15 protein-coding genes are annotated in these 18,116 nt (G+C 60.9%); 5 read left to right on the top strand and 10 right to left on the bottom strand.

What is annotated here, in order from left to right:
• Positions 1 to 290: 290 nt before the first annotated feature.
• Genes WBP53_RS17275 through WBP53_RS17265 form a run of 3 tightly spaced genes read right to left on the bottom strand, consistent with a single transcriptional unit; the run spans position 291 to position 3,216 of the window.
• A complete protein-coding gene (locus tag WBP53_RS17275; RefSeq protein ID WP_423930992.1) occupies positions 291 to 1,067 on the bottom strand; it encodes a hypothetical protein in 777 nt (258 codons plus the stop codon).
• Positions 1,064 to 2,986 (bottom strand): alkaline phosphatase family protein, encoded by a 1,923-nt coding sequence (locus WBP53_RS17270; RefSeq protein WP_423930991.1) that lies wholly within the window; start codon positions 2,984 to 2,986, stop codon positions 1,064 to 1,066. Before WBP53_RS17270 ends, WBP53_RS17275 begins: the two co-directional genes overlap by 4 nt.
• 5 nt (positions 2,987 to 2,991) lie before the next feature.
• A complete protein-coding gene (locus WBP53_RS17265; RefSeq protein ID WP_423930990.1) occupies positions 2,992 to 3,216 on the bottom strand; it encodes a hypothetical protein in 225 nt (74 codons plus the stop codon).
• 111 nt (positions 3,217 to 3,327) lie between these two features.
• On the opposite strand from WBP53_RS17265, the gene WBP53_RS17260 reads away from it, so the two are divergent.
• From WBP53_RS17260 to WBP53_RS17250, 3 genes are all read left to right on the top strand, one after another.
• Complete coding sequence (locus WBP53_RS17260; RefSeq protein WP_423930989.1) at positions 3,328 to 4,440, top strand: sulfotransferase; 1,113 nt, start codon at positions 3,328 to 3,330, stop codon at positions 4,438 to 4,440.
• Positions 4,441 to 4,775: 335 nt separating this feature from the next.
• Positions 4,776 to 5,159, top strand: coding sequence for a tetratricopeptide repeat protein (locus tag WBP53_RS17255; protein ID WP_423930988.1), 384 nt, complete (start codon positions 4,776 to 4,778; stop codon positions 5,157 to 5,159).
• Between the two features lie 38 nt (positions 5,160 to 5,197).
• Positions 5,198 to 5,899 carry a transposase gene (locus WBP53_RS17250; RefSeq protein WP_423930987.1) on the top strand — a complete coding sequence of 234 codons (702 nt, stop codon included), beginning with the start codon at positions 5,198 to 5,200 and terminating at the stop codon, positions 5,897 to 5,899.
• Positions 5,900 to 6,052: 153 nt separating this feature from the next.
• On the opposite strand, the gene WBP53_RS17245 is transcribed toward WBP53_RS17250, so the two are convergent.
• Complete coding sequence (locus WBP53_RS17245; protein ID WP_423930986.1) at positions 6,053 to 7,399, bottom strand: choice-of-anchor Q domain-containing protein; 1,347 nt, start codon at positions 7,397 to 7,399, stop codon at positions 6,053 to 6,055.
• 105 nt (positions 7,400 to 7,504) lie between these two features.
• Here WBP53_RS17245 and WBP53_RS17240 point away from each other — a divergent pair, with 105 nt between their 5' ends.
• Entirely contained in the window at positions 7,505 to 8,047 is a 543-nt protein-coding gene (locus WBP53_RS17240; protein WP_423930985.1) for an ECF-type sigma factor, read from the top strand.
• Entirely contained in the window at positions 8,044 to 10,593 is a 2,550-nt protein-coding gene (locus WBP53_RS17235; protein WP_423930984.1) for a protein kinase domain-containing protein, read from the top strand. Before WBP53_RS17240 ends, WBP53_RS17235 begins: the two co-directional genes overlap by 4 nt.
• A 98-nt stretch (positions 10,594 to 10,691) precedes the next feature.
• On the opposite strand, the gene WBP53_RS17230 is transcribed toward WBP53_RS17235, so the two are convergent.
• The 6 genes from WBP53_RS17230 to WBP53_RS17205 all read right to left on the bottom strand — a co-directional run bounded on the left by WBP53_RS17230 (position 10,692) and on the right by WBP53_RS17205 (position 18,116).
• Positions 10,692 to 12,986 carry an NADP-dependent malic enzyme gene (locus WBP53_RS17230; RefSeq protein ID WP_423930983.1) on the bottom strand — a complete coding sequence of 765 codons (2,295 nt, stop codon included), beginning with the start codon at positions 12,984 to 12,986 and terminating at the stop codon, positions 10,692 to 10,694.
• Between the two features lie 183 nt (positions 12,987 to 13,169).
• On the bottom strand, positions 13,170 to 14,432 hold the full coding sequence (locus tag WBP53_RS17225; RefSeq protein WP_423930982.1) for a flavohemoglobin expression-modulating QEGLA motif protein: 1,263 nt from the start codon (positions 14,430 to 14,432) through the stop codon (positions 13,170 to 13,172).
• 539 nt (positions 14,433 to 14,971) lie between these two features.
• A complete protein-coding gene (locus WBP53_RS17220) occupies positions 14,972 to 16,381 on the bottom strand; it encodes a DUF697 domain-containing protein (protein WP_423930981.1) in 1,410 nt (469 codons plus the stop codon).
• Between the two features lie 4 nt (positions 16,382 to 16,385).
• The gene (locus WBP53_RS17215; protein ID WP_423930980.1) at positions 16,386 to 16,931 is read right to left on the bottom strand and encodes a YceI family protein; all 546 of its coding nucleotides are present in this window, start codon (positions 16,929 to 16,931) and stop codon (positions 16,386 to 16,388) included.
• Positions 16,928 to 17,503 (bottom strand): cytochrome b, encoded by a 576-nt coding sequence (locus WBP53_RS17210; protein WP_423930979.1) that lies wholly within the window; start codon positions 17,501 to 17,503, stop codon positions 16,928 to 16,930. Before WBP53_RS17210 ends, WBP53_RS17215 begins: the two co-directional genes overlap by 4 nt.
• Positions 17,484 to 18,116: a YceI family protein gene (locus WBP53_RS17205; RefSeq protein WP_423930978.1), complete on the bottom strand. Its 633-nt coding sequence runs from the start codon at positions 18,114 to 18,116 to the stop codon at positions 17,484 to 17,486. Before WBP53_RS17205 ends, WBP53_RS17210 begins: the two co-directional genes overlap by 20 nt.

Raw genomic sequence — 18,116 nt, 5'->3', positions numbered from 1 at the left:
ACCCCCGACGAGACTTTCGTAGGAGAAGCCTTCAGGCTCGATGCTCTTTGGCACAACGGTGAAAATGCATCACCGCTGAAGCCAACAACGAAGCGCAAAAGCGGGAAAGTGATCGAAGTCCGCACCCCCGACGAGACTTTCGTAGGAGAAGCCTTCAGGCTCGATGCTCTTCGGCACAACGGTGAAAATGCATTACGGCGGAAGCTGCTTCCCGCGAAGCGCGGCGCAGTGGATCACTTCATGATACTGGTGACGGGTCGGTTGCCTGGCCGCAGCTTCGCCTGCCGCCATCAATTCAATTTCCAGCGCCAGCGCAACCACAGCGAGGAAACCAGCGCAGACAGAAAGAATGCAGCCTCCCAGCCACGAAGCCAACTCGGGCCCCACGGGATCAAGTCGACATCAGGGACATCGATGGTGATGCTGTCCGTCGAGGCAGCCTCCGAAAGGTAGCCCGCCGGGTTCCCAACCAGCCAGTTAAGCCAATGGTGCTTGTGCACGATCACCGCCGGCACCGGAGTGGGCGCTTGCATCAGGACGAGATCGCCTTCCATCAACTGTAGGGATTCGCCGCCATCCGGCCAGGCAATGCTCCAGCAACCATTCGCATCAGCGGTCTGATCCAGTGCGCGCCAGTCCAAGCGGCTCGCGGAACCGACAGGTGTCGCGCAAATCTGGATGGGCGTGCCCGGCGGTGGGAACTCCCGGTCGTACTGGTTCGACAGCCACGGCAGCACAAACAGGATAGGAAAAGCCGCGAGCAACGCGGCGCCAGCGGTCAGTCGCATTTGACGCAGGGCGAGGGCGAATTGCGCGCGAATCAGCGGCAGCAATCCTGAGAACTCACCATCGTAGGACGCCAGCTTGCGCTGCACGGAGGCAAGCTCGACGCGCAGCTCGGCGATGCGTTGCTGCGGAGACCAGCGCCGATAAATCCACATGCCCGCATAGCCGGCCAGTGCACCCCAGAGAAACACGCGCAGGATTCCAGGAACGTGCGCCATTGCCAGCAGGCGATCGAGTGGTCCGAAAACAATGCCTGGCAGATCGAGAAGCCCCAGGTTCATGGCGACACTGCCGGTTCGGTAGCAGTCCGGCTTTCGCGGATGAGCCGGGCCAGATCGGCTATTCCGGTCACCGCTTGCGCGGGTGCGAACGAGGTGAACAGCACGCCGGGGACTGCGCTCGGATCGATGCAGTGATCACCGCTCCATTTCTGCAGGTTGTCCTCAACCAGAACGGGCGGCGTCGAACCCAGCGAAGTTTGCCAGGATGCCCGGTAGCCTGGCTCATAGCCGATCACCAGGTCGGGTGAATCGCCGGTGCTGCTGCCGTTGTACAGCGTTGCGGCGTCGTAAACCGTGCGCACGACTCGTGCCTGGTCGGCCGGATCACGCAGCTCGCCCAAGGCTAGCCTGAGTGCCTGCTTGAGCGAATCGACCGCATCGGCTTCGACGATGCCATCAGGTTCGCGACCCTTGCGGTTCAGATAGATTCCGTTGAGGCCCAGCGCATAGGCACGCGTCTTCGACCAATCCACGGCGGCATACAGCGGCAGCGCCGCATCGACATCCGGGTTGAGCACGAGGTAGCCGTTGTCGACCAGCCAGCGATTGAGGTGCACGCTGCGCCGATACGACGAAAAGCCGTGGTCCGAAAGAACAATCAGGCGATCGCCGGGGCCCAGCCGTTGCCGTACTTCGCCAAGCACGCGATCGGCTTCGGCGTAGATCCAGGGAATCGCGGTGCGCGCCAGCTCGCTGGATTGTGCGTAACCCGGATGATCCGGGTCGAGTCCGCGCCAGAACATATGGCTGACCCGATCCGGCTGCACGAAGACTTCGATCACCAGTTCGCTGTCACGCCGATCGAGGGCGTCGTAGAGCATCGCTTCGCCTTCGGCCAGGGTGGTGCGCACGACATCGAGCCAGGCCGCCTCGTCGAGATGGCCCTGATCGAGGGCCCAGGTCTCTTCGGGCATGCCCAGCGTATGAAACAGACCGACGCGTTCGGCAAGCTCTGCCGAATACTCCGGTGGCGATGATATCGGCAGCGCGCTCTCGGTCGGATCGGCCTGCAGTGGCGATAGGTAGAGCAACGGTCGCGGGAAACCTTCCATCAGGTTGGCGCGGAACATGCCTGGAATGCTGCCGAATAGACCCATGCCGAAACGCACGCGTATCCACGGTGACCATTCGCCGAGTTTCAGCGCGTGAATCGATCCATCCAGGGTGAGTGTCGCGCCGCTCTCGCTGGCTTCGAGCAGAAGCGGAACGCTGAGTGGGGGTGCTTCGGGCTTCAGCGGGTGGGCGGGGCCTTCAAGCTGTGTGCGAACCACGCCATCCTCACCGATGGGGGCGAGCATGATTCGTCCGCCATTTTCAGCACCACTGATGCGCCGCGTGGCGAGCAGGGTATAGGTGCCCTGCGTGCCAAGCAGATCGGGCACGCCCATGCCGGAAATCATCCGTGAGATGGGGTCGGGCGGGTAGGTAACAGGTACGCGCAGGACCGTGGCGCGCTGACCTTCACGTTCCGCTTCCAGCCAGAACGGCGTGCCTTTTCGGCGATTGCGCAACTCGCCCTCGTCCAGCGGAATGCGCCAGCCAAAGAATGGCAACACATGGGACGGAGGCGTCTGCTCGGCGATGCTGAAATCGATTGAATAGCTGTCGGGTGCCCGGCGCAGGAAATCGAAGATGCCGTGCTCACCCGGCCCTTCGCCGGTGGCGAAACTGGCCCAGGCCACCGGTGATTGCGGCGGGTTGCTCGTGGCCAGGGGCTGGTAATGCCCTTCGGCCCGCAGAGCGGAAAAATTCGGCAGGCGGCCTTCGTTCATCCAGCGCTCGGCGAGCACAGGGTCGAAACCGTCGAAGCCGACCACGACCGTACGCGCCCGCGCGGGGTTCTCTGGCGCAGACGACGAGCTGCAGGCGCCGACAGCCAGCAGCGCCAGGCAAGCGAACACCTGGCCCGGAATACGCAAGGGAATCACTCGGCTGGAGGCGGTGTCGGGTCTTTCGCGTTGTCGACGCGACGACGCATCCGGCGGATCATGTAGCGGATCGGCCAGATCAGGACTGCGGCCACAGCCAGCACGATTCCGATCAGGACGGCCCAGATCGAACCCAGGAAGCTGACGCCGGCGCCCGGGCCAATATAGGCGAATGCTGAACCGCTGAAGGCGATCAGGATGAGTGCTAGCAGTAGACGCATGCAAATTTCTCCGGTTAGCCTGCAAGTGTAGTCCACTGACACCCCTGATTCGACCCGGTCGACATCAAGGTGCCGCGGTTCGCCGCACCCCAGCTTCCAAATTGAGTGACCATGTCCAGCAGAAAGCGCCACGTGCCATTCAGTCAAGCAGGGCTCGCTACCCTGTTGGGGCGCTTTCCGGGGTTGGGTCCGCGCCTGGCCCGCTGGGAATCGGCGGCCGTGCGCGAGGAAATCGATGCCGTGCAGCCGGGGCCGCCAGTCTGGATCTGCGGCATGGCGCGATCAGGCAGCACGGTATTGCTGGAAATGCTGAATGGTTTGCCGGGCTTCACCTCGCACCGCTACAGCGATTACCCATGGTTATGGACGCCGTATTGGTGGAACAGGTTGCATGCCCGCCTGCCGTTGCCCGCCGTGCCGCCACAGGAACGCGCGCATCGCGACCGCATTGCGGTCAATCGCGACAGCCCCGAAGCCTTCGAGGAAATATTCTGGATGCACCACTTTCCGGATCGACACGATCCGGCAGTTAGTCAGGTGCTGGATGCCGATGTCGAGGCGGGCACGTTCGCGACCTTCTTCGATGAACACCAGCGCAAATTGCTGGCCGTGCGCGACGCGACACGCTACCTGGCCAAAGCCAACTACCATTTGCCACGCATCGGCCTGCTGCACCACTTGTATCCGCAGGCGCGTTTCATCATCCCCGTACGCAATCCGCTCGATCAGGTCGCTTCGCTATGCAAGCAGGATGCATTGTTCTGCCAGCTTGATCGCGAAGACCCTCAAGTCAGCGCCCACCTCGCCCGCATCGGTCATTTCGAGTTCGGACCACTCAAGCGTGCATTGAACCTGGGCGATGCAATGGAAACCGAAACCATCGCCGCCTGCTTCAAGCGCGGAGATGTGGCAGAAGGTTACGCCCGGCAGTGGGTTGTCCAGTACGGCCATGTACTAAAGCGCATGCGCGGCGATTCGGAACTCGCACGCGCCTGCCTCTGGGTCAGCCACGATCGACTATGCGAAAACCCGGCGACTGAAATGGGCCGCCTAGCCACGCATCTCGATCTCGATGTGGACGATCGGCAATCCCTGATCAGCGAATGGCAACACCGACTCGGCAAGCCTGCGTACTACCAGCCTTCGTTTTCTGACGCCGATTCCGAGTTGATCGAGCGGATTGCGGGAGGGTTGTGGGAGGAGTTGCAGGCGTTTGCAGGTTGATGGCCAACTACTGCTTATCGCGAAATCGCAGGCGCACATTCAGCTTGAAACTCGTTCGGGAATAATTGCTGGTCTGCCGACGCTGCGGCTCAGTTGACGGGTGGGTGCGATGACAGAACTGACCATAGTGACAACAATGACGTCAATGCAACGTAATGACGACAAGTATCAACACGCAATATCGATGCTGAAGAGTGAGAGCTTGGATCTGGCTGTCAGAAAACTTCAGATTCTCTCGAAGGAAGGGGACGGCCATGCGGATGCAGTGTTAGGTGCACTCTTCGAGTTTGGCAGAGGCGAAATAGCTATATATTCGGACAAGGCGCTGACCTGCTATGAACGTAGTGTTGCGTCAGTTGGTTCCCCTACAGGGATGGATGGGAATCGGTCGGATGTCGCTTTGTGGGCCGGCGGAGCTGCGTGACTACGGTAGGGCGCTGGAGTGCTTCACGTTGGTAGCCAATCAATCCGACTACCCTCAAGCGTGGTTGGCATTGGGCGAAATCAATATGCACGGCTTTGGTGTAAAACAAGATCTGGATGCCGCTGCTAGCTGCTTCCAAAGGGCTGCAGATCTCGGCAATGTGTTTGGATACACTGGGCTTGCGAGAATTGCTGCCAGGCAGCGAAAGGTGTTGCGTTCATTCAAGTTCCGAATTGTTGCCGCAATAGCGGCATTGCGAGCACAGGAAGGCAGTGAGAATTTGAATCCCTGGTAACGGGCAGGGTTGTTGAGCTATTGGGCGAAGTGGTTTCCGTGTTCAATTGGCAGTGTCATGCCTATTGCCTGATGGGCAACCACTACCATCTGGTAATCGGAACGCCCGACGGGAACTTGTCCAAGGGCATGCGCCAGCTCAATGGCGTTTTCACGCAATGGAGCAATCGGCGCCATCGACGGACCGGACATCTGTTCCAGGGTCGCTTCAAGGCGATTCTCGTGGATGCCGACAGCTACCTGCTCGAATTGACACGCTACGTGGTGCTCAACCCTGTTCGCGCTGGCATGGTCAAGCAGCCGGATGACTGGCCGTGGAGCAGCTATTGCGCAATGGTCGGGGAGGCGGATTCGCCCGAATGGCTGGAAACCGACGCGTTGCTGGCGCAGTTTGGTACGCGGCGTTCGAGAGCGATCAGCGGCTATCGGCGATTCGTGCTGGCGGGACTTGATGCCGAGTCGCCCTTCACGCATCTGAATCGTCAGGTGTTTCTGGGTGACGATGCTTTCGTCGAGCGCATGCAAAAGCGCGCGGAAGGGCGCTCTGACGACTTGAGCATCCCGAAAGCGCAGCGCCGACCACCGCCTCCCTCACTCGCCAGGATCGCGAAGCAATATCCTGATCGCAACGAAGCCATGCGCGCAGCCTGGGCGACTGGCGAATACAGCTACTCGCAAATAGCCGAGCATTTCGGGCTGTTTTTCACCAGCGTGGGGCGGATTGTAAGAGAGGCGCGTTAGACACGGTTTGGGAAGGTATGCCGATCTACCATTTGTTCATGGCTTCATTCTCTCAAGAGTTGGAGCCTCCTCAATACCCGGGCGATTCCGAGCGACAGAAGTGCCCAACGACGCCGACTGGCTACAAAGCGGCCAGCCGGCTTTTGTCGGGATTCAGGGAACAAGCAAGTCGAAGCTGTCGGCAAAAATCACGTCGTTGGAGAGTGGGTCGTTCAGCGGGTCAAATTCCACCGCGCCGATGTCGCATCCATTATCCGAATCCAGATTGCCATCCATCGGGCGCAGTTTTTCCCGCTGGTCTTCAAAGCTCGGCAGACACAGGGGGCCACCCGCATCGACGATCTCGCTGTCGAAGCGAGGAATCAGTACCGGCGTCAGGCCATCGTAGATGTCGAGCGGACCAAAGAACGGTGAGTCGATATTCTGGAAGTCGTTGCCACCGGTGAATCCACAGGAATCATCCGTGCTCGCGTTGTAGCGGTTGCGAACCACGTTTTCTGCGGCGTTGCCGTCGATGCCATTGCAGTCGGTTGAATCATTGTCGGCGATGACTGTCTGCCTGATCGTCAATTGCGGGACGCCGAGGTTGCCGACATCGGGCACGAAACGCAGACCAAGCCCGCTATTGCCCGCAATCGTCACCATGTCCATCTTCAAGGGGACGCCTTCCGAGCGGACGCCGCGCGTGTTGTTCGCGATGGTGGTATTCACGAACGTGCCCAGCGGCGATGCCGGTCCGTTGTTTTTCAGGTGGATGGCATAGGCCGAAGTGAGCAGGTTCAGCGAATCAGCGCCTGGTATGCGGCCATTCTCTCGAAAGGTACTGCGCTCGATCGTAAGTTGGCCGCGACTGAGAATGGCCGCGCCATTGGCGAATTCGAGTTGGACATTGTCGGCGGTAATCGCGTTGTTGTAGAAATCGGAATCGACGATGCTGACGATGCCGTCGTTGTAGATGGCGCCGCCAATATTGGCGTAGTTGGTGCCCACGATCACCTGGTCCAGCGTGAGCTGAGCGCCAGTAGTCACCTGGAATGCACCCCCTCGAACGGTGCCCACGGCGTTGGCGACGCCGCCATTGACCCGGACATTGCGCAAGGTCAGTGATGCGCCGCTCAAGATGTCGAAAACGCGGTCCTGGGTAGTCGAGAATATGGTCGGTGGATTGCTGGTGCCATTGACGATGGTAATGGAGCCCAGGATATCCAGATCGCCTGTCGAGGCTGCCTGTTCCTCTCGGCCTTGTCGGTTGAGCGTGTATTGTCCGCTGGGGAGGCCAATTACATGATTGCCCGCCAACGCGTTGGCTTCCATGATTGCGGCGCGCAAGGTGCAGGTGTTGGCTGCACCGTTGATCGGGTGGCAGATACCGTCCCCGGGATTATCATCAGGAACATCCTGATTGTTGTTGACAATGAAGTTGGCGGCTTGGCAATGGCCTGCTATCAGCAAGGTAGCAACAAGGGCGATCTTACGCGGGCGTAGTCGAATCAAGGTCATCGGTCTATCTCTATGAGTGACGAAGCCCATGTGTTTACGGAAAACGCCAGGAAAACGGATCACGATGGCGCAACGTTCTCGCAGCGGCGTGGCGGTTGAGCGCCGGTGAGCACTGACATCACCGGGGGCTTGAACGCCGAGGGAGGGCCGCAATTGGAGGACGGGCTCTATAGGGCCCTGCGACAAATCGCCAAGCGCGAGCTGGGTCGTGTCCATGGGCAGCGCACCTTGAACCCGACTGCTCTGGTCAACGAAGCGTGGCTCAAGCTGGCGAGTGCCGAGTCCGAGTGGAGCAGTCGCCAGCACTTTACGGCGACCATGGCCAAGGTCATGCGGCATGTACTTATCGACTACGCACGCGAGCGCGGTGCGCAGCGTCGCGGAGGCGATGCCGTCTATGTCACGTTCGATGGAATCGATGTCGATGACGCACGTGGCGAGGCCGTGGATCTGCTTGCCATCGATCAAGCTATTCAGCGTCTCGGCGAACTGGACGCGCGACTCGAGCAGGTTATCGAGCTACGATTTTTTGCCGGACTTACTGTCCCTGAGATTGCCAGAACGGTGGGTCGTTCAGAGCCGACGATCAAAAGGGATTTGCGCACGGCGCGTGCATTCATCGGTGCCGAACTGGGGGGTGCCACGTGACACCCGAAGATTGGATTCGGCTGCGTCGACATTTCGACGTGCTATGCGAACACGAGCCTGCAAGCTGGCCCGCGGCCATCGGGGGCCTGGATGAATCGCCAGAAATCTGCGCACAACTGCAACGCATGCTTCAGGCTGATGTAGAGAGTCGCGTGCATGAGCATGTCTCGAGTCAGGTGCCGGCCTTGCATCGACTGGCGGGTTCTGGCGATGGCAGCATTCCGGATCGTAGTGATGAAGTACTGGGTGCCTGGCGCATTGTCGGAACACTCGGCGAAGGCGGTATGGGTCAGGTCTATCGAGCCCGTCGCGACGACGGACGTTTTGAAGCCGAGGCGGCCATCAAGATCGTGACGTGCGGGATCAATGCCGCACAGTTCATTCACGAGCGCTCTGTGCTTGCGCGCCTGCAACACCCGAACATAGCGCGCCTGCTGGATGGTGGTGAATGCGCGGATGGCCGACCCTATCTGGTCATGGAACTGGTCTGTGGCACGCCGATCGATCGCCACTGCGCCGGATTGGATCATGACATGGCACAGACAATCAGGCTGCTGATCGATGCCGCTGAGGCCGTCGCCTATGCGCATGCACGCGCCGTGCTGCATCGTGATCTCAAGCCTGACAACATCATGGTCGACGAGCACGGTCAGGTGAAGCTGCTCGATTTTGGCGTTGCCAAGCTGCTTGATGTTGAAAACGACGGCAAGCTGACCGTGGCCTCATGCTTTACGCCTCGCTACGCCGCGCCGGAACAGGTTGCCGGGGAAATGGCAACGACCGCCACCGACGTGTTTTCGCTGGCCGTAGTCATCTACGAACTGCTCAGCCAGCGCCATCCATTCGCGATGGCCGGCGCCGATGGCGATCTGACGCGGCGCATGCTGACCGGTGAGGCAACGCCACTGCGCCGCAATCTGGGTGATGCCCAGATTCATCCTGGTCCGATCGGGCGACGCTTGCGTGATCTCGAGGCCGTGCTGGCTTGCGCCTTGCGATCCGATCCCTCGCAGCGCTACACGGACATGTACTCCTTTGCCGCAGAACTGGGACGAGTCGCGGCGGACAAGCCCGTGCGCACTCGGACTCCAGGCTTGCTTGAGCAATTGACTCGATGGTCGCGTCGTAATCGAGTAGCGGCGATGGGCGTCGTTCTGGGCGTCATCAGTTTGCTTCTGGGAAGTGGTCTCGCGTTCTGGCAGGCCCATGAGGCGGCTTTGCAAAGGGACAGTGCGCTACAGGAAGCACGACGCGCCGAACGCGTCGCTGAATTCCTTTCGGATGTGTTTCGTGCACCTGATCCGTCGCGCTCGCGTGGCGAAGACATTAGTGCTCGCGAACTGCTTGATCGTAGTCGCGAACGCATCACCGTCGAGCTTGCCGACGATCCGGTGCTACGTCAGCGCCTGCAGTCGGTCATGGGTGACACCTATCGAAGTCTGGGCTTGCTGGACGAGGCCGAGGAGCTTCTGCTACAGGCCCTGCAGCAAGCGGCCGATGATCCCTCGGCCGAATTGCTCATCACGCTGGGCTGGCTGCACGCCTTTCAGGGGCGGTTTGAAGACTCCGCCATGCGCCTGCGCGAAGCAGCACAACGTGCTGCGTCCGTAGGAGATGTTGCCGCACAGGTCGATGCCCTGGGTCGCCTAGCCACCCCACTCCTCAACTTGAATGATACGGAGCAGGCAGGGCGCGTCATCCGCGAGGCCTTGGCCCTGGCCAGAACCACCGACTCGGTCAATGCGGAGAAACTGTTTGGCATGCGTAGCATGCTGGCCAATATCGCCTACACGCGCGGTGACCTTGATCAGGCGCAAGCACAATACGAAGAGATGCTCAAATTGCGCCTCGCGGAACGCGGTGAAATCCACACCGATGTGGCCCTGGCCTGGAGCAATCTGGCCACAGTGGCGTTCACGCGGGGAGACTGGACCAAGGCGGAGACTTTGTATCGCCGCGCAATCGACATCAACAAGGCCTACTTCGGTGTAGACAATGCCCAGATCGCTGCGCAGACCCGCAGCCTCGCCCTGACTTTGCGACGCCAGGACCGACTAGAAGAATCGCTTGAGACATTTCGTCGGGCTGCCGAGATGAGCGTGGCATGGAATGGAGCGCAGCACCCCGGCAGCATTTCCGTTCGGCTGGAGTCGCTCGAATTGGCGTTGCTCGCAGACGAAGAACTGCCCCCGGAACTGGAAATGCTGGTCGAGCCGATTGCCCAATCAGCTCCGGATTCGTTGGCGGCATGTCGCTATGCGGGATTGCGAAGCTGGCTGGATGCGCAGCCTGATGCAACGGCGATACAGACGGCACGCGACTGCCTGGTTCGCCAGCAGGCGTCCGAGGCGCAACTGGCCATGGCCCAGTTTGGCGTAGCGCGGGCACTGAGCGGAAGCGGCTTGCCCGCGGACGAAGCGTGGCGTGAAGCCCTGAGTCAAGCGGAGTCGGAAACCCTGCGTGACCCGTTACTGCAGCGAACGGTTAGGAAGCAGAATGAGCTTCGGCTCGCAGCCGATAAACGAGCGGGCGAGCAGCTGCGCTGAAGTGGAGGCGGCCCAGCGAGGGAATTCGGCGGCACCGGTTATGGCTGGGTTACAGTCAGTTGCAGGGAGAAAACACCGGAAGTGGATTCTGCCTGCCGTCAACTCAACGCATTCTGTGCCGCGCGAATCTGTGCCTCGACCGCGGCGATCGCGGTCATGTTGACGACGCGGCGTACGGTCGCGGCCGGGGTAAGAATATGTGCGGGCTTGGAGACACCCATCAGGATCGGGCCGAGGGCGACGCCTTCGGTCATCACGCGGGTGATGTTGTAGCCGATGTTGGCGGCGTCGAGATTTGGACAGACGAACAGATTGGCGCGGCCCTTGAGGCGCGAGTTCGGGAACAGGCGTTCGCGGATATCCTCGTTGAAGGCCGTGTCGGCGTGCATTTCGCCTTCGATCTCCAGTGATGGCGCGCGCTCCCGGACGATCTGCAGTGCCTGGCGCATCTTCGCGGCCGAAGCATCCTCGTGACTGCCGAAATTCGAGTGCGAAAGCAGGGCGATCTTCGGTTCCACGCCAAACAGGCGCAGGCGGAACGCACCTTCGATCGTTGCCTCGGCGATCTGCTCGGCGGTCGGGTCGAGCTTGACGTGTGTATCAAGGAAAAAGAACACGCCGTTGTTGTTGATGACGCCGGTCATGGCCGACGGCGCATGCACGTTCGGGTCGAGCGGAATGATGTCCTGGATGTAGCGCAGCTTCTTGTGATATCGGCCAACCAGTCCGGTCAGCATGGCGTCGGCTTCGCCACGGTGCAGCATCAAGGCGGCGATTACCGATGGCCGCGAGCGCACGATGGCCTTGGCGCTGTCCGGGCTCACGCCACGGCGTTCAAGCAGGCTGTGATACAGCGTCCAGTATTCCTTGAAGCGTGGATCACTCTCGATATTGCAGACTTCGAAATGCACGCCGGCCTTCAGGCGCAGACGCATGCGCTCGATGCGCGCTTCGATGACGGCCGGGCGACCGATCAGGATTGGCCAGGCGAGGCCGTCATCGGCGATGTGCTGGATGGCGCGCAGGACGGTTTCCTCTTCGCCTTCGGCATAGACCACGCGCTTGAGATCGCTGCGTGCGCGATCGAACACCGGCTTCATGACCAGGCCGGTGCGGAACACGAAGGTATTCAGTCGTTCGCGATAGGCGGCGATATCCGGGAGTGGCCGCGTGGCGACGCCGGATTCCATCGCGGCAACGGCGACGGCTGAAGACAACTCGATGAGCAGGCGCGGATCAAACGGCTGCGGAATCAGATAGTCGGGACCAAAAGTGCGGGTCTGGCCGCCGTAGGCACGGACCGCGATATCGGACATTTCACGACGGGCAAGGTCGGCGATGGCCTTGACGCAGGCGATCTTCATCGCTTCGTTGATGACGGTAGCACCGACATCGAGTGCGCCACGGAACAGGTAGGGGAAGCACAGCGCGTTGTTGACCTGGTTCGGATAGTCCGAACGACCGGTCGCGATGATTGCGTTCGGGCGTACTTCGAGGATCAGCTCGGGAAGAATCTCCGGGGTGGGATTGGCCAGTACGAAAAGAACCGGACGCTCGACCATGCGCGAGACCATGGCTTGCGTAAGCACGCCGGGACCGGACAAGCCGACGAAAAAGTCCGCGTCGTCGATGATGTCGTCCAGAGTGCGCGCATCGGTATCGCGCGCGTAACGTTGCTTGTGTTCGTCGAGATCATCGCGACCGGTATGCACCACTCCGGCGCGGTCGGCGACCCAGATGTTCTCCTTCGGCACGCCGAGGTGAACCAGCATGTCCATGCACGAGATGCCCGCGGCACCCGCGCCCGTATGCACGATCTTGACTTCGTGGGGCTTCTTGCCGATCACTTCGAGAGCGTTGTAGAACGCCGCGCCGAGAATGATCGCGGTACCGTGCTGGTCATCGTGGAACACCGGGATGTTCATGCGCTCGCGCAAGGTGCGTTCGACGACGAAACACTCCGGAGCCTTGATGTCCTCGAGATTGATGCCGCCGAAGCTCGGTTCCAGGCTGGCGATGATCTCGATCAGCTTTTCAGGGTCGGACTCGTCGATCTCGATATCGAATACATCGATGCCGGCGAACTTCTGAAAAAGCATTCCCTTGCCTTCCATCACCGGTTTGGCCGCCAGCGGTCCGATGTTGCCAAGGCCAAGTACAGCGGTACCGTTCGTGATCACCGCGACAAGGTTGCCGCGCGAGGTCATTTCGGCCGCCATATTCGGATCGCGGACGATTTCTTCGCAGGCGAAGGCCACGCCTGGCGAGTAGGCCAGGGACAGTTCACGCTGGGTGACCACCGACTTGGTCGGAACGACCTTGATCTTGCCGGCCGGCGCGCGCCGGTGATAGTCGAGCGCTGCTTGCTTGAGGAGGTCGGAATCGCTGGACATGGCGCGGGCTGATGCCTCTGAAGTGGCGAAATTGCTGGGATTTTTACTATATCACGCAGCCTTCAAGCTGGATGGCCGAGACCGTCTGGTGGTTCGTGGAGCCTCGTCGCGGCCAGGCCTCCTGAAAACCGGATGCAGACTTCGCAGATCGCACCGTTTGCGCCTTGCTTGAATCCAAATCGCCTACAGGGCGAGAACAATGTCCTCGGCCTCGACGCGATCTAGACGGATCTTGTTGGCAAACAGCGAGAACGCGAGCATCGCCGCCAGCCCGTTCGCGTGCCGTACCCAACGCGGCAGCCAGTTCGGTGCAACGACGTAGCCGCTGTCAAACTCGGTCTCCAGCGACACCACGTCGTGCAGGCTCATCTTTCCGGCGAACAGGTTGCGGCACAGCTTCAGCTTCTTGTTTTTCAATGCCCAGCGGAAAAACGTATGCACCGAGAGCAAGCCGTGCAGGTAGACGGTGTCCTTGGTGAAGGCCGAGCCGCCGCTCAAGGGCGAGCCGCGGAACACGCGCTGGGCAGAAGAAAAACTGTCGTTTTCGGTTTGCCCGGCATTGAGAAAGAATCGGAATACATCGATGAAGTCGGCGCCGTTGAGGGCCAGGTCGATGGCGAGGATGCGCAGGCTGATGCGCTTGAAGCGTTCGATGTCCAGGGCGCCGGTCATCAATTCGGCGAATACGGCCAGGCCTTCCTGGGTTGCGGTGATGCGCGGTGAGCTCAATCCCAGCGAGGCCAGGTTTGGCTGGCGCCGTCCATTCAATGCAGTCAGCGTATGCACGAACGCTTCGTGCTCGAGCAACTGGTTGCGGTCGTACTCGCTGAAGCAGGTTGCCGAACGCAGGCGGATTCGCGTGGCGCCCGCTGCTGCCTTGGAGATCAATCGATCGTCCACTTCAACGCGCACCGTTCCGGCGCCGAAGAACGCATCAAGTTGCGCCTGCAGGTCTTCGCGCAATACCGATGCCGGGATGCAGTAGTCGGCCTCGGTGGTCAGGACTTCGTTGTCGAGCTCGTCAGCCAGGCTGATGAAATGGCGCGCCGCATCGAGATTGCTCAACTGGCTGCCGGGAACTTTGGATCCGGGGCGGCCGAAGAGCCTGATCGAATGGGTCGTGAAATCCGTGCTGCCCGCTGCATCGAGCAGCTCGGTCGCGACCCTCCATGATTCGGCATTGCGGCGGATATAGTCGCCGACCGGATGCTGTGCATCGGCGGCGTCATGAATGGCCTTGATTTCATTGCGGGCACTTGCGTAAGCCGGATGCGAATACTCGATGACAGGAATACTGGGCCGACCGTGTTTCCAGGCATCGAGGAATGCAGCTTGAGCCGAGGCTGGCCAACTGACCGATCCAAGAATGCGGATGCCCTTGACCGCAGCCACCAGTCGCCGGTCAAGTTCGGCATGGCGTTCAAGCTCTCGGGTTGGCGTGCTCATGGTTGGCGTCGAATATACCCCAGTGGCGGGCGATGGCGAGCCGAATGATTGGCGCCGACCTGCGTGGACATTTGCGGGTTTCTGAATGCTGGGCATCGCTACGCTCAGCGCCAACAGCGAAGCCTCAACGCGGGGAACGTTATCGAAGCCCACGCCCTGTGTCGGCATGTCAATCGCTTCGCAGGTGGGTGGTGAGCACAGCGAACCCCAACGGCGACACGTCCCATCGCGAGCCAAGGCCTCGGGCGAGGGGGATGTTGGGCATCGCTACGCTCAGCTCCAACCTACGGGATTGCGAATTGGCCGGGATTGCGAAGTGGCATTGCTCTTCGCAGGTGGGTGGTGAGCGCAGCGAACCGCAACGGCGACACGTCACATCGCAAGTTGAGGCCTGCGGAGACGTGGATGCTGGGCAGCGCTACGCTCAGCGCCAACAACGAAGCGGCGACGCGGGGAACGTTATCGAAATCCGCGCCCTGTGTCGGCATGTCAACCGCTTCGCAGGTGGGTGGTGAGCACGGCGAACCCCAACGGCCTTCCTAGCGGCTGTCGGATACTTCCGAATTGCGCAGCCTGCGCATGATCTCTTCGCGCGCTTCACGCAGGATCGAGTCGCGATCAAGATTGGCGACGATATCGGTGACGACGCGCTTGGCACCCTGGTCACCCCAGGACTTGCCGGCGGCGAGGTAGCGGTCGGCTGCGCGCCCGACGATTTCGGTGGCATACCAGGCCAGCGCGCCTTGTGCGGTAGCGGTCAGCACGGTCGACATGCCGGCGCTGATGCCCTTGAGCGCGGATGCGGCCAGATGGATGCCCCAGATTGCACCCATCAGTGCGACGAGCTGGGCGCATATGGTGGTGATCAGACCACCTGCCTCGCGGCGAGTCAGCGGCAAGTCGTAGACCCTGGCCAGATGTGTGACCAGCGCGGCGTCGAGTGCACCGGCGGCGAGCAAGTCGGCGACCGGGACCGGATTCAGGGCGACGGCGATGCTCTTGGCCAGACAGTACTGACGGATCACCTTGGCCGCCAGCTCGCGACGGGCTGCCACGATGCGCGCGGCTACCGCATCGGTGAGGCGGCCGGCGAACAGGCTGGCGTTGAGTGCAGAGAGCGTGCGGCCCTCACGTGTCAGCACATCGGTGAGTCGATTGCGCAGGGCTTCGATGTTGGCGGACTGGCGAATCATCTCGACCTGGTCGTGACCTTCGCTGTCGAGCGACACGCGGCGCAATGGCGGAGGTTGCGCACTGACGGCGACGACATCCTCCTCGCGCACGAATCCATGGGCATGTTCGCGCAGGCGTGTCAGCAGACGCTCGATCTCGGCTTCGTCATAGCGATCGGCCTTGTTCAGGGCAAGCAGCAATGGCCGCTCGGTTTTCGCGAGCAGGACCAGTGCTTCGCGCTCGCGCGTGGTCATGTCGCCATCCACGACGAACACGACCAGGTCGCTGATGCCGGCAACTTCGACTGCGAGCTGTTCACGCGCTTCGCCATCGAGTTCGTCGATGCCGGGTGTGTCGATCACGTGTACGCCGCTGCCGGCGACCTCACGCCAGGCACGCGGCGAGACTTCACGCGTAGTGCCGTGCAGTACCCCGACCTCGAACGCGGCTTCGCCGAGCAGAGCGTTGGCCAGGGCCGATTTGCCGACGCTGACGCGACCAAACACGGCGAGGTGCAATTCGCCGCGTTCGAGCTTGCCCAGCATGGATTCCAGCTGGTTGAAATCCTCAGCCAGCGAAGTGCGGATCGCATCCGGTATGCCGGGATCATCGAGCAGGGCGCGCAAGCTGGCTTCGGCTTGTGCGTGGTGCCGGTCGCCGCCCGATGACGGTGGCGACTCGGTGGTCGACTTTCCGAAGCGACTGCGCAGGCGCTGCCAGAACGAGAGGGAGGTATTCACGTTTTGATAGTAGGCGCTGGCAAGTGCCAGCGCCATCGGATCAGTTCGACTCGAGCAGCAGATGACCTCGGACCCTGACCGCATCACCTATCGTCGAGGTGTCGGCATAGTCCCCGATCCCGACCTGGTACTCGAGTCGGTTCAGGATGGTCTCGACTTCGAGGATCCCGCCGGTGGCATTCGGCGTGAATTTCACTTGAAGTTCAACCGGCTTGCTGATGCCTTTCAGGGACAGCGTGCCATCCGCGAAGACCTTGTCTGCGGATTGTCGGAACTGGCTGGTGACGAACCGGGCTTTGGGGTGCGCGGCGACATCAAAGAATTCCTGATCGGGAAGCATTGCATCGCGTTCCGAATCGCCAGTTCGCGCGCTGGACAGGTCAACGCTGACGTCGAATTTCGAATCCCCGAGCCGGGTGGGGTCATATTGGATGTTCGCCACGAACTGCATGAAGCGCCCCTGGAATTCCTCGCCCTGGAAGGTGGCGTAGAACTCCAGCGTGCTGCCATCCTTGACCGTGTAGTCGGCAGCATTGGCCATGCCGCAACAGGCGAGCGACAGAAGAAGCAGGATCCTGGATTTCATTTTGTGTCTCCGTTTGAGCTTTGGCGCAATCGTGCCATGGGAATCATGCGCAGCAGGGTGTTGTCGCGTTCGCGGAAGTGGTGCATCAGCGCACCGCCGACATGCGCGGCGAGCACGCCAACCAGCACCCAGACCAGCGACTCGTGCGCAAGGTGCGCAAGCTCCACGAGGCCTTCGTTCTTGCCCGCCAGCGCCGGCAGGTTGAACCATTTGAACCATTGCAGTGGATAGCCTCTGACCGAGTTGTAGAACCAGCCGCTCAACGGAATCAGGAGCATCAGCAGGTACAAGACACCGTGTGTTGCATGCGCGGCGATGCGCTGCCAGCGCGGCATCGGCTCGTCGGCTGGGCGTTTATCGAGAAGTTTCCAGCTGATGCGCACCAGCAGCAGGGCCAGTACGGTCAGGCCGATCGACTTGTGAATGGCATAGGTGTTGAGCTTGTCCATGCTCGGTGCCATTTCATGCATGATCCAGCCGAGGACGCCATTGCCGATGATGGCAATCGCCATCAGCCAGTGCAGGGCCTTGGCCATGCCGCCCCAGCGTGTATCAGTTCCTTTCAGTGGCATCGTTGTTCACTTCCTTCTTTTCGCGACTGCGTACACCTTCGACTTCAATGCGAAGTTCGACCGGTCCGGCAACGACTTCGCGATAGCTGTCCATGCCGAAATCGAAACGGTCCAGCGAGGTGCGTGCGCTGAAGCCAGCCTTGGTCTTGAATGCATAGGGATCGCCGCCAATGCGGTTGAATGTCACGTCGAGATCGACTGCCTGCCTTTCGCCGCGCAGCCACAAGTCGCCATGCAGTACGCCGGTGTTGTCGCCAGTCTTTTCCATCGAGGTGCTGACGAACCGGGCAGTGGGCCAGCGCTCGGCATCGAGGAATGAAGACGACAGCACCTTCCTGGTCCATCCGGGTTCGCCCATGTCCAGACTGCCGATATCGATGACCACGTCGGCGCGTGCGCTACCCCAGTCATCCGGATCGAACTGAAACCAGCCTTGCTCCAGCCTGAGGCGACCGATGGCCCTGGAGAATCCCAGGTGATCGGCAAAGAAGATGATTTGCGTGTGCACCGGATCGAATATCCATGTCTGCGGCTGGGCGGCACGGGCATTCGCGCCTGCAGCCAGAAGGCACAGCAAGGCAACGGCCAGTGTCTTGGAGATTGTCCTGATCAT

This window comes from Dokdonella sp., assembly GCF_049593775.1.
In the GTDB taxonomy this organism is placed as follows: Bacteria; Pseudomonadota; Gammaproteobacteria; order Xanthomonadales; family Rhodanobacteraceae; genus Dokdonella.
This window is presented reverse-complemented; position numbering and strand designations above follow the sequence as displayed.

Bases quoted from the DNA above. Each gene is read 5' to 3' on its own strand.
- WBP53_RS17225 (WP_423930982.1), bottom strand. From the start codon at position 14,432: ATGAGCACGCCAACCCGAGAGCTTGAACGCCATGCCGAACTTGACCGG.
- WBP53_RS17245 (WP_423930986.1), bottom strand. From the start codon at position 7,399: ATGACCTTGATTCGACTACGCCCGCGTAAGATCGCCCTTGTTGCTACC.
- WBP53_RS17260 (WP_423930989.1), top strand. From the start codon at position 3,328: ATGTCCAGCAGAAAGCGCCACGTGCCATTCAGTCAAGCAGGGCTCGCT.
- WBP53_RS17275 (WP_423930992.1), bottom strand. From the start codon at position 1,067: ATGAACCTGGGGCTTCTCGATCTGCCAGGCATTGTTTTCGGACCACTC.
- WBP53_RS17210 (WP_423930979.1), bottom strand. From the start codon at position 17,503: ATGCCACTGAAAGGAACTGATACACGCTGGGGCGGCATGGCCAAGGCC.
- WBP53_RS17230 (WP_423930983.1), bottom strand. From the start codon at position 12,986: ATGTCCAGCGATTCCGACCTCCTCAAGCAAGCAGCGCTCGACTATCAC.
- WBP53_RS17255 (WP_423930988.1), top strand. From the start codon at position 4,776: ATGAACGTAGTGTTGCGTCAGTTGGTTCCCCTACAGGGATGGATGGGA.
- WBP53_RS17265 (WP_423930990.1), bottom strand. From the start codon at position 3,216: ATGCGTCTACTGCTAGCACTCATCCTGATCGCCTTCAGCGGTTCAGCA.
- WBP53_RS17215 (WP_423930980.1), bottom strand. From the start codon at position 16,931: ATGAAATCCAGGATCCTGCTTCTTCTGTCGCTCGCCTGTTGCGGCATG.
- WBP53_RS17220 (WP_423930981.1), bottom strand. From the start codon at position 16,381: ATGGCGCTGGCACTTGCCAGCGCCTACTATCAAAACGTGAATACCTCC.
- WBP53_RS17205 (WP_423930978.1), bottom strand. From the start codon at position 18,116: ATGATCAGGACAATCTCCAAGACACTGGCCGTTGCCTTGCTGTGCCTT.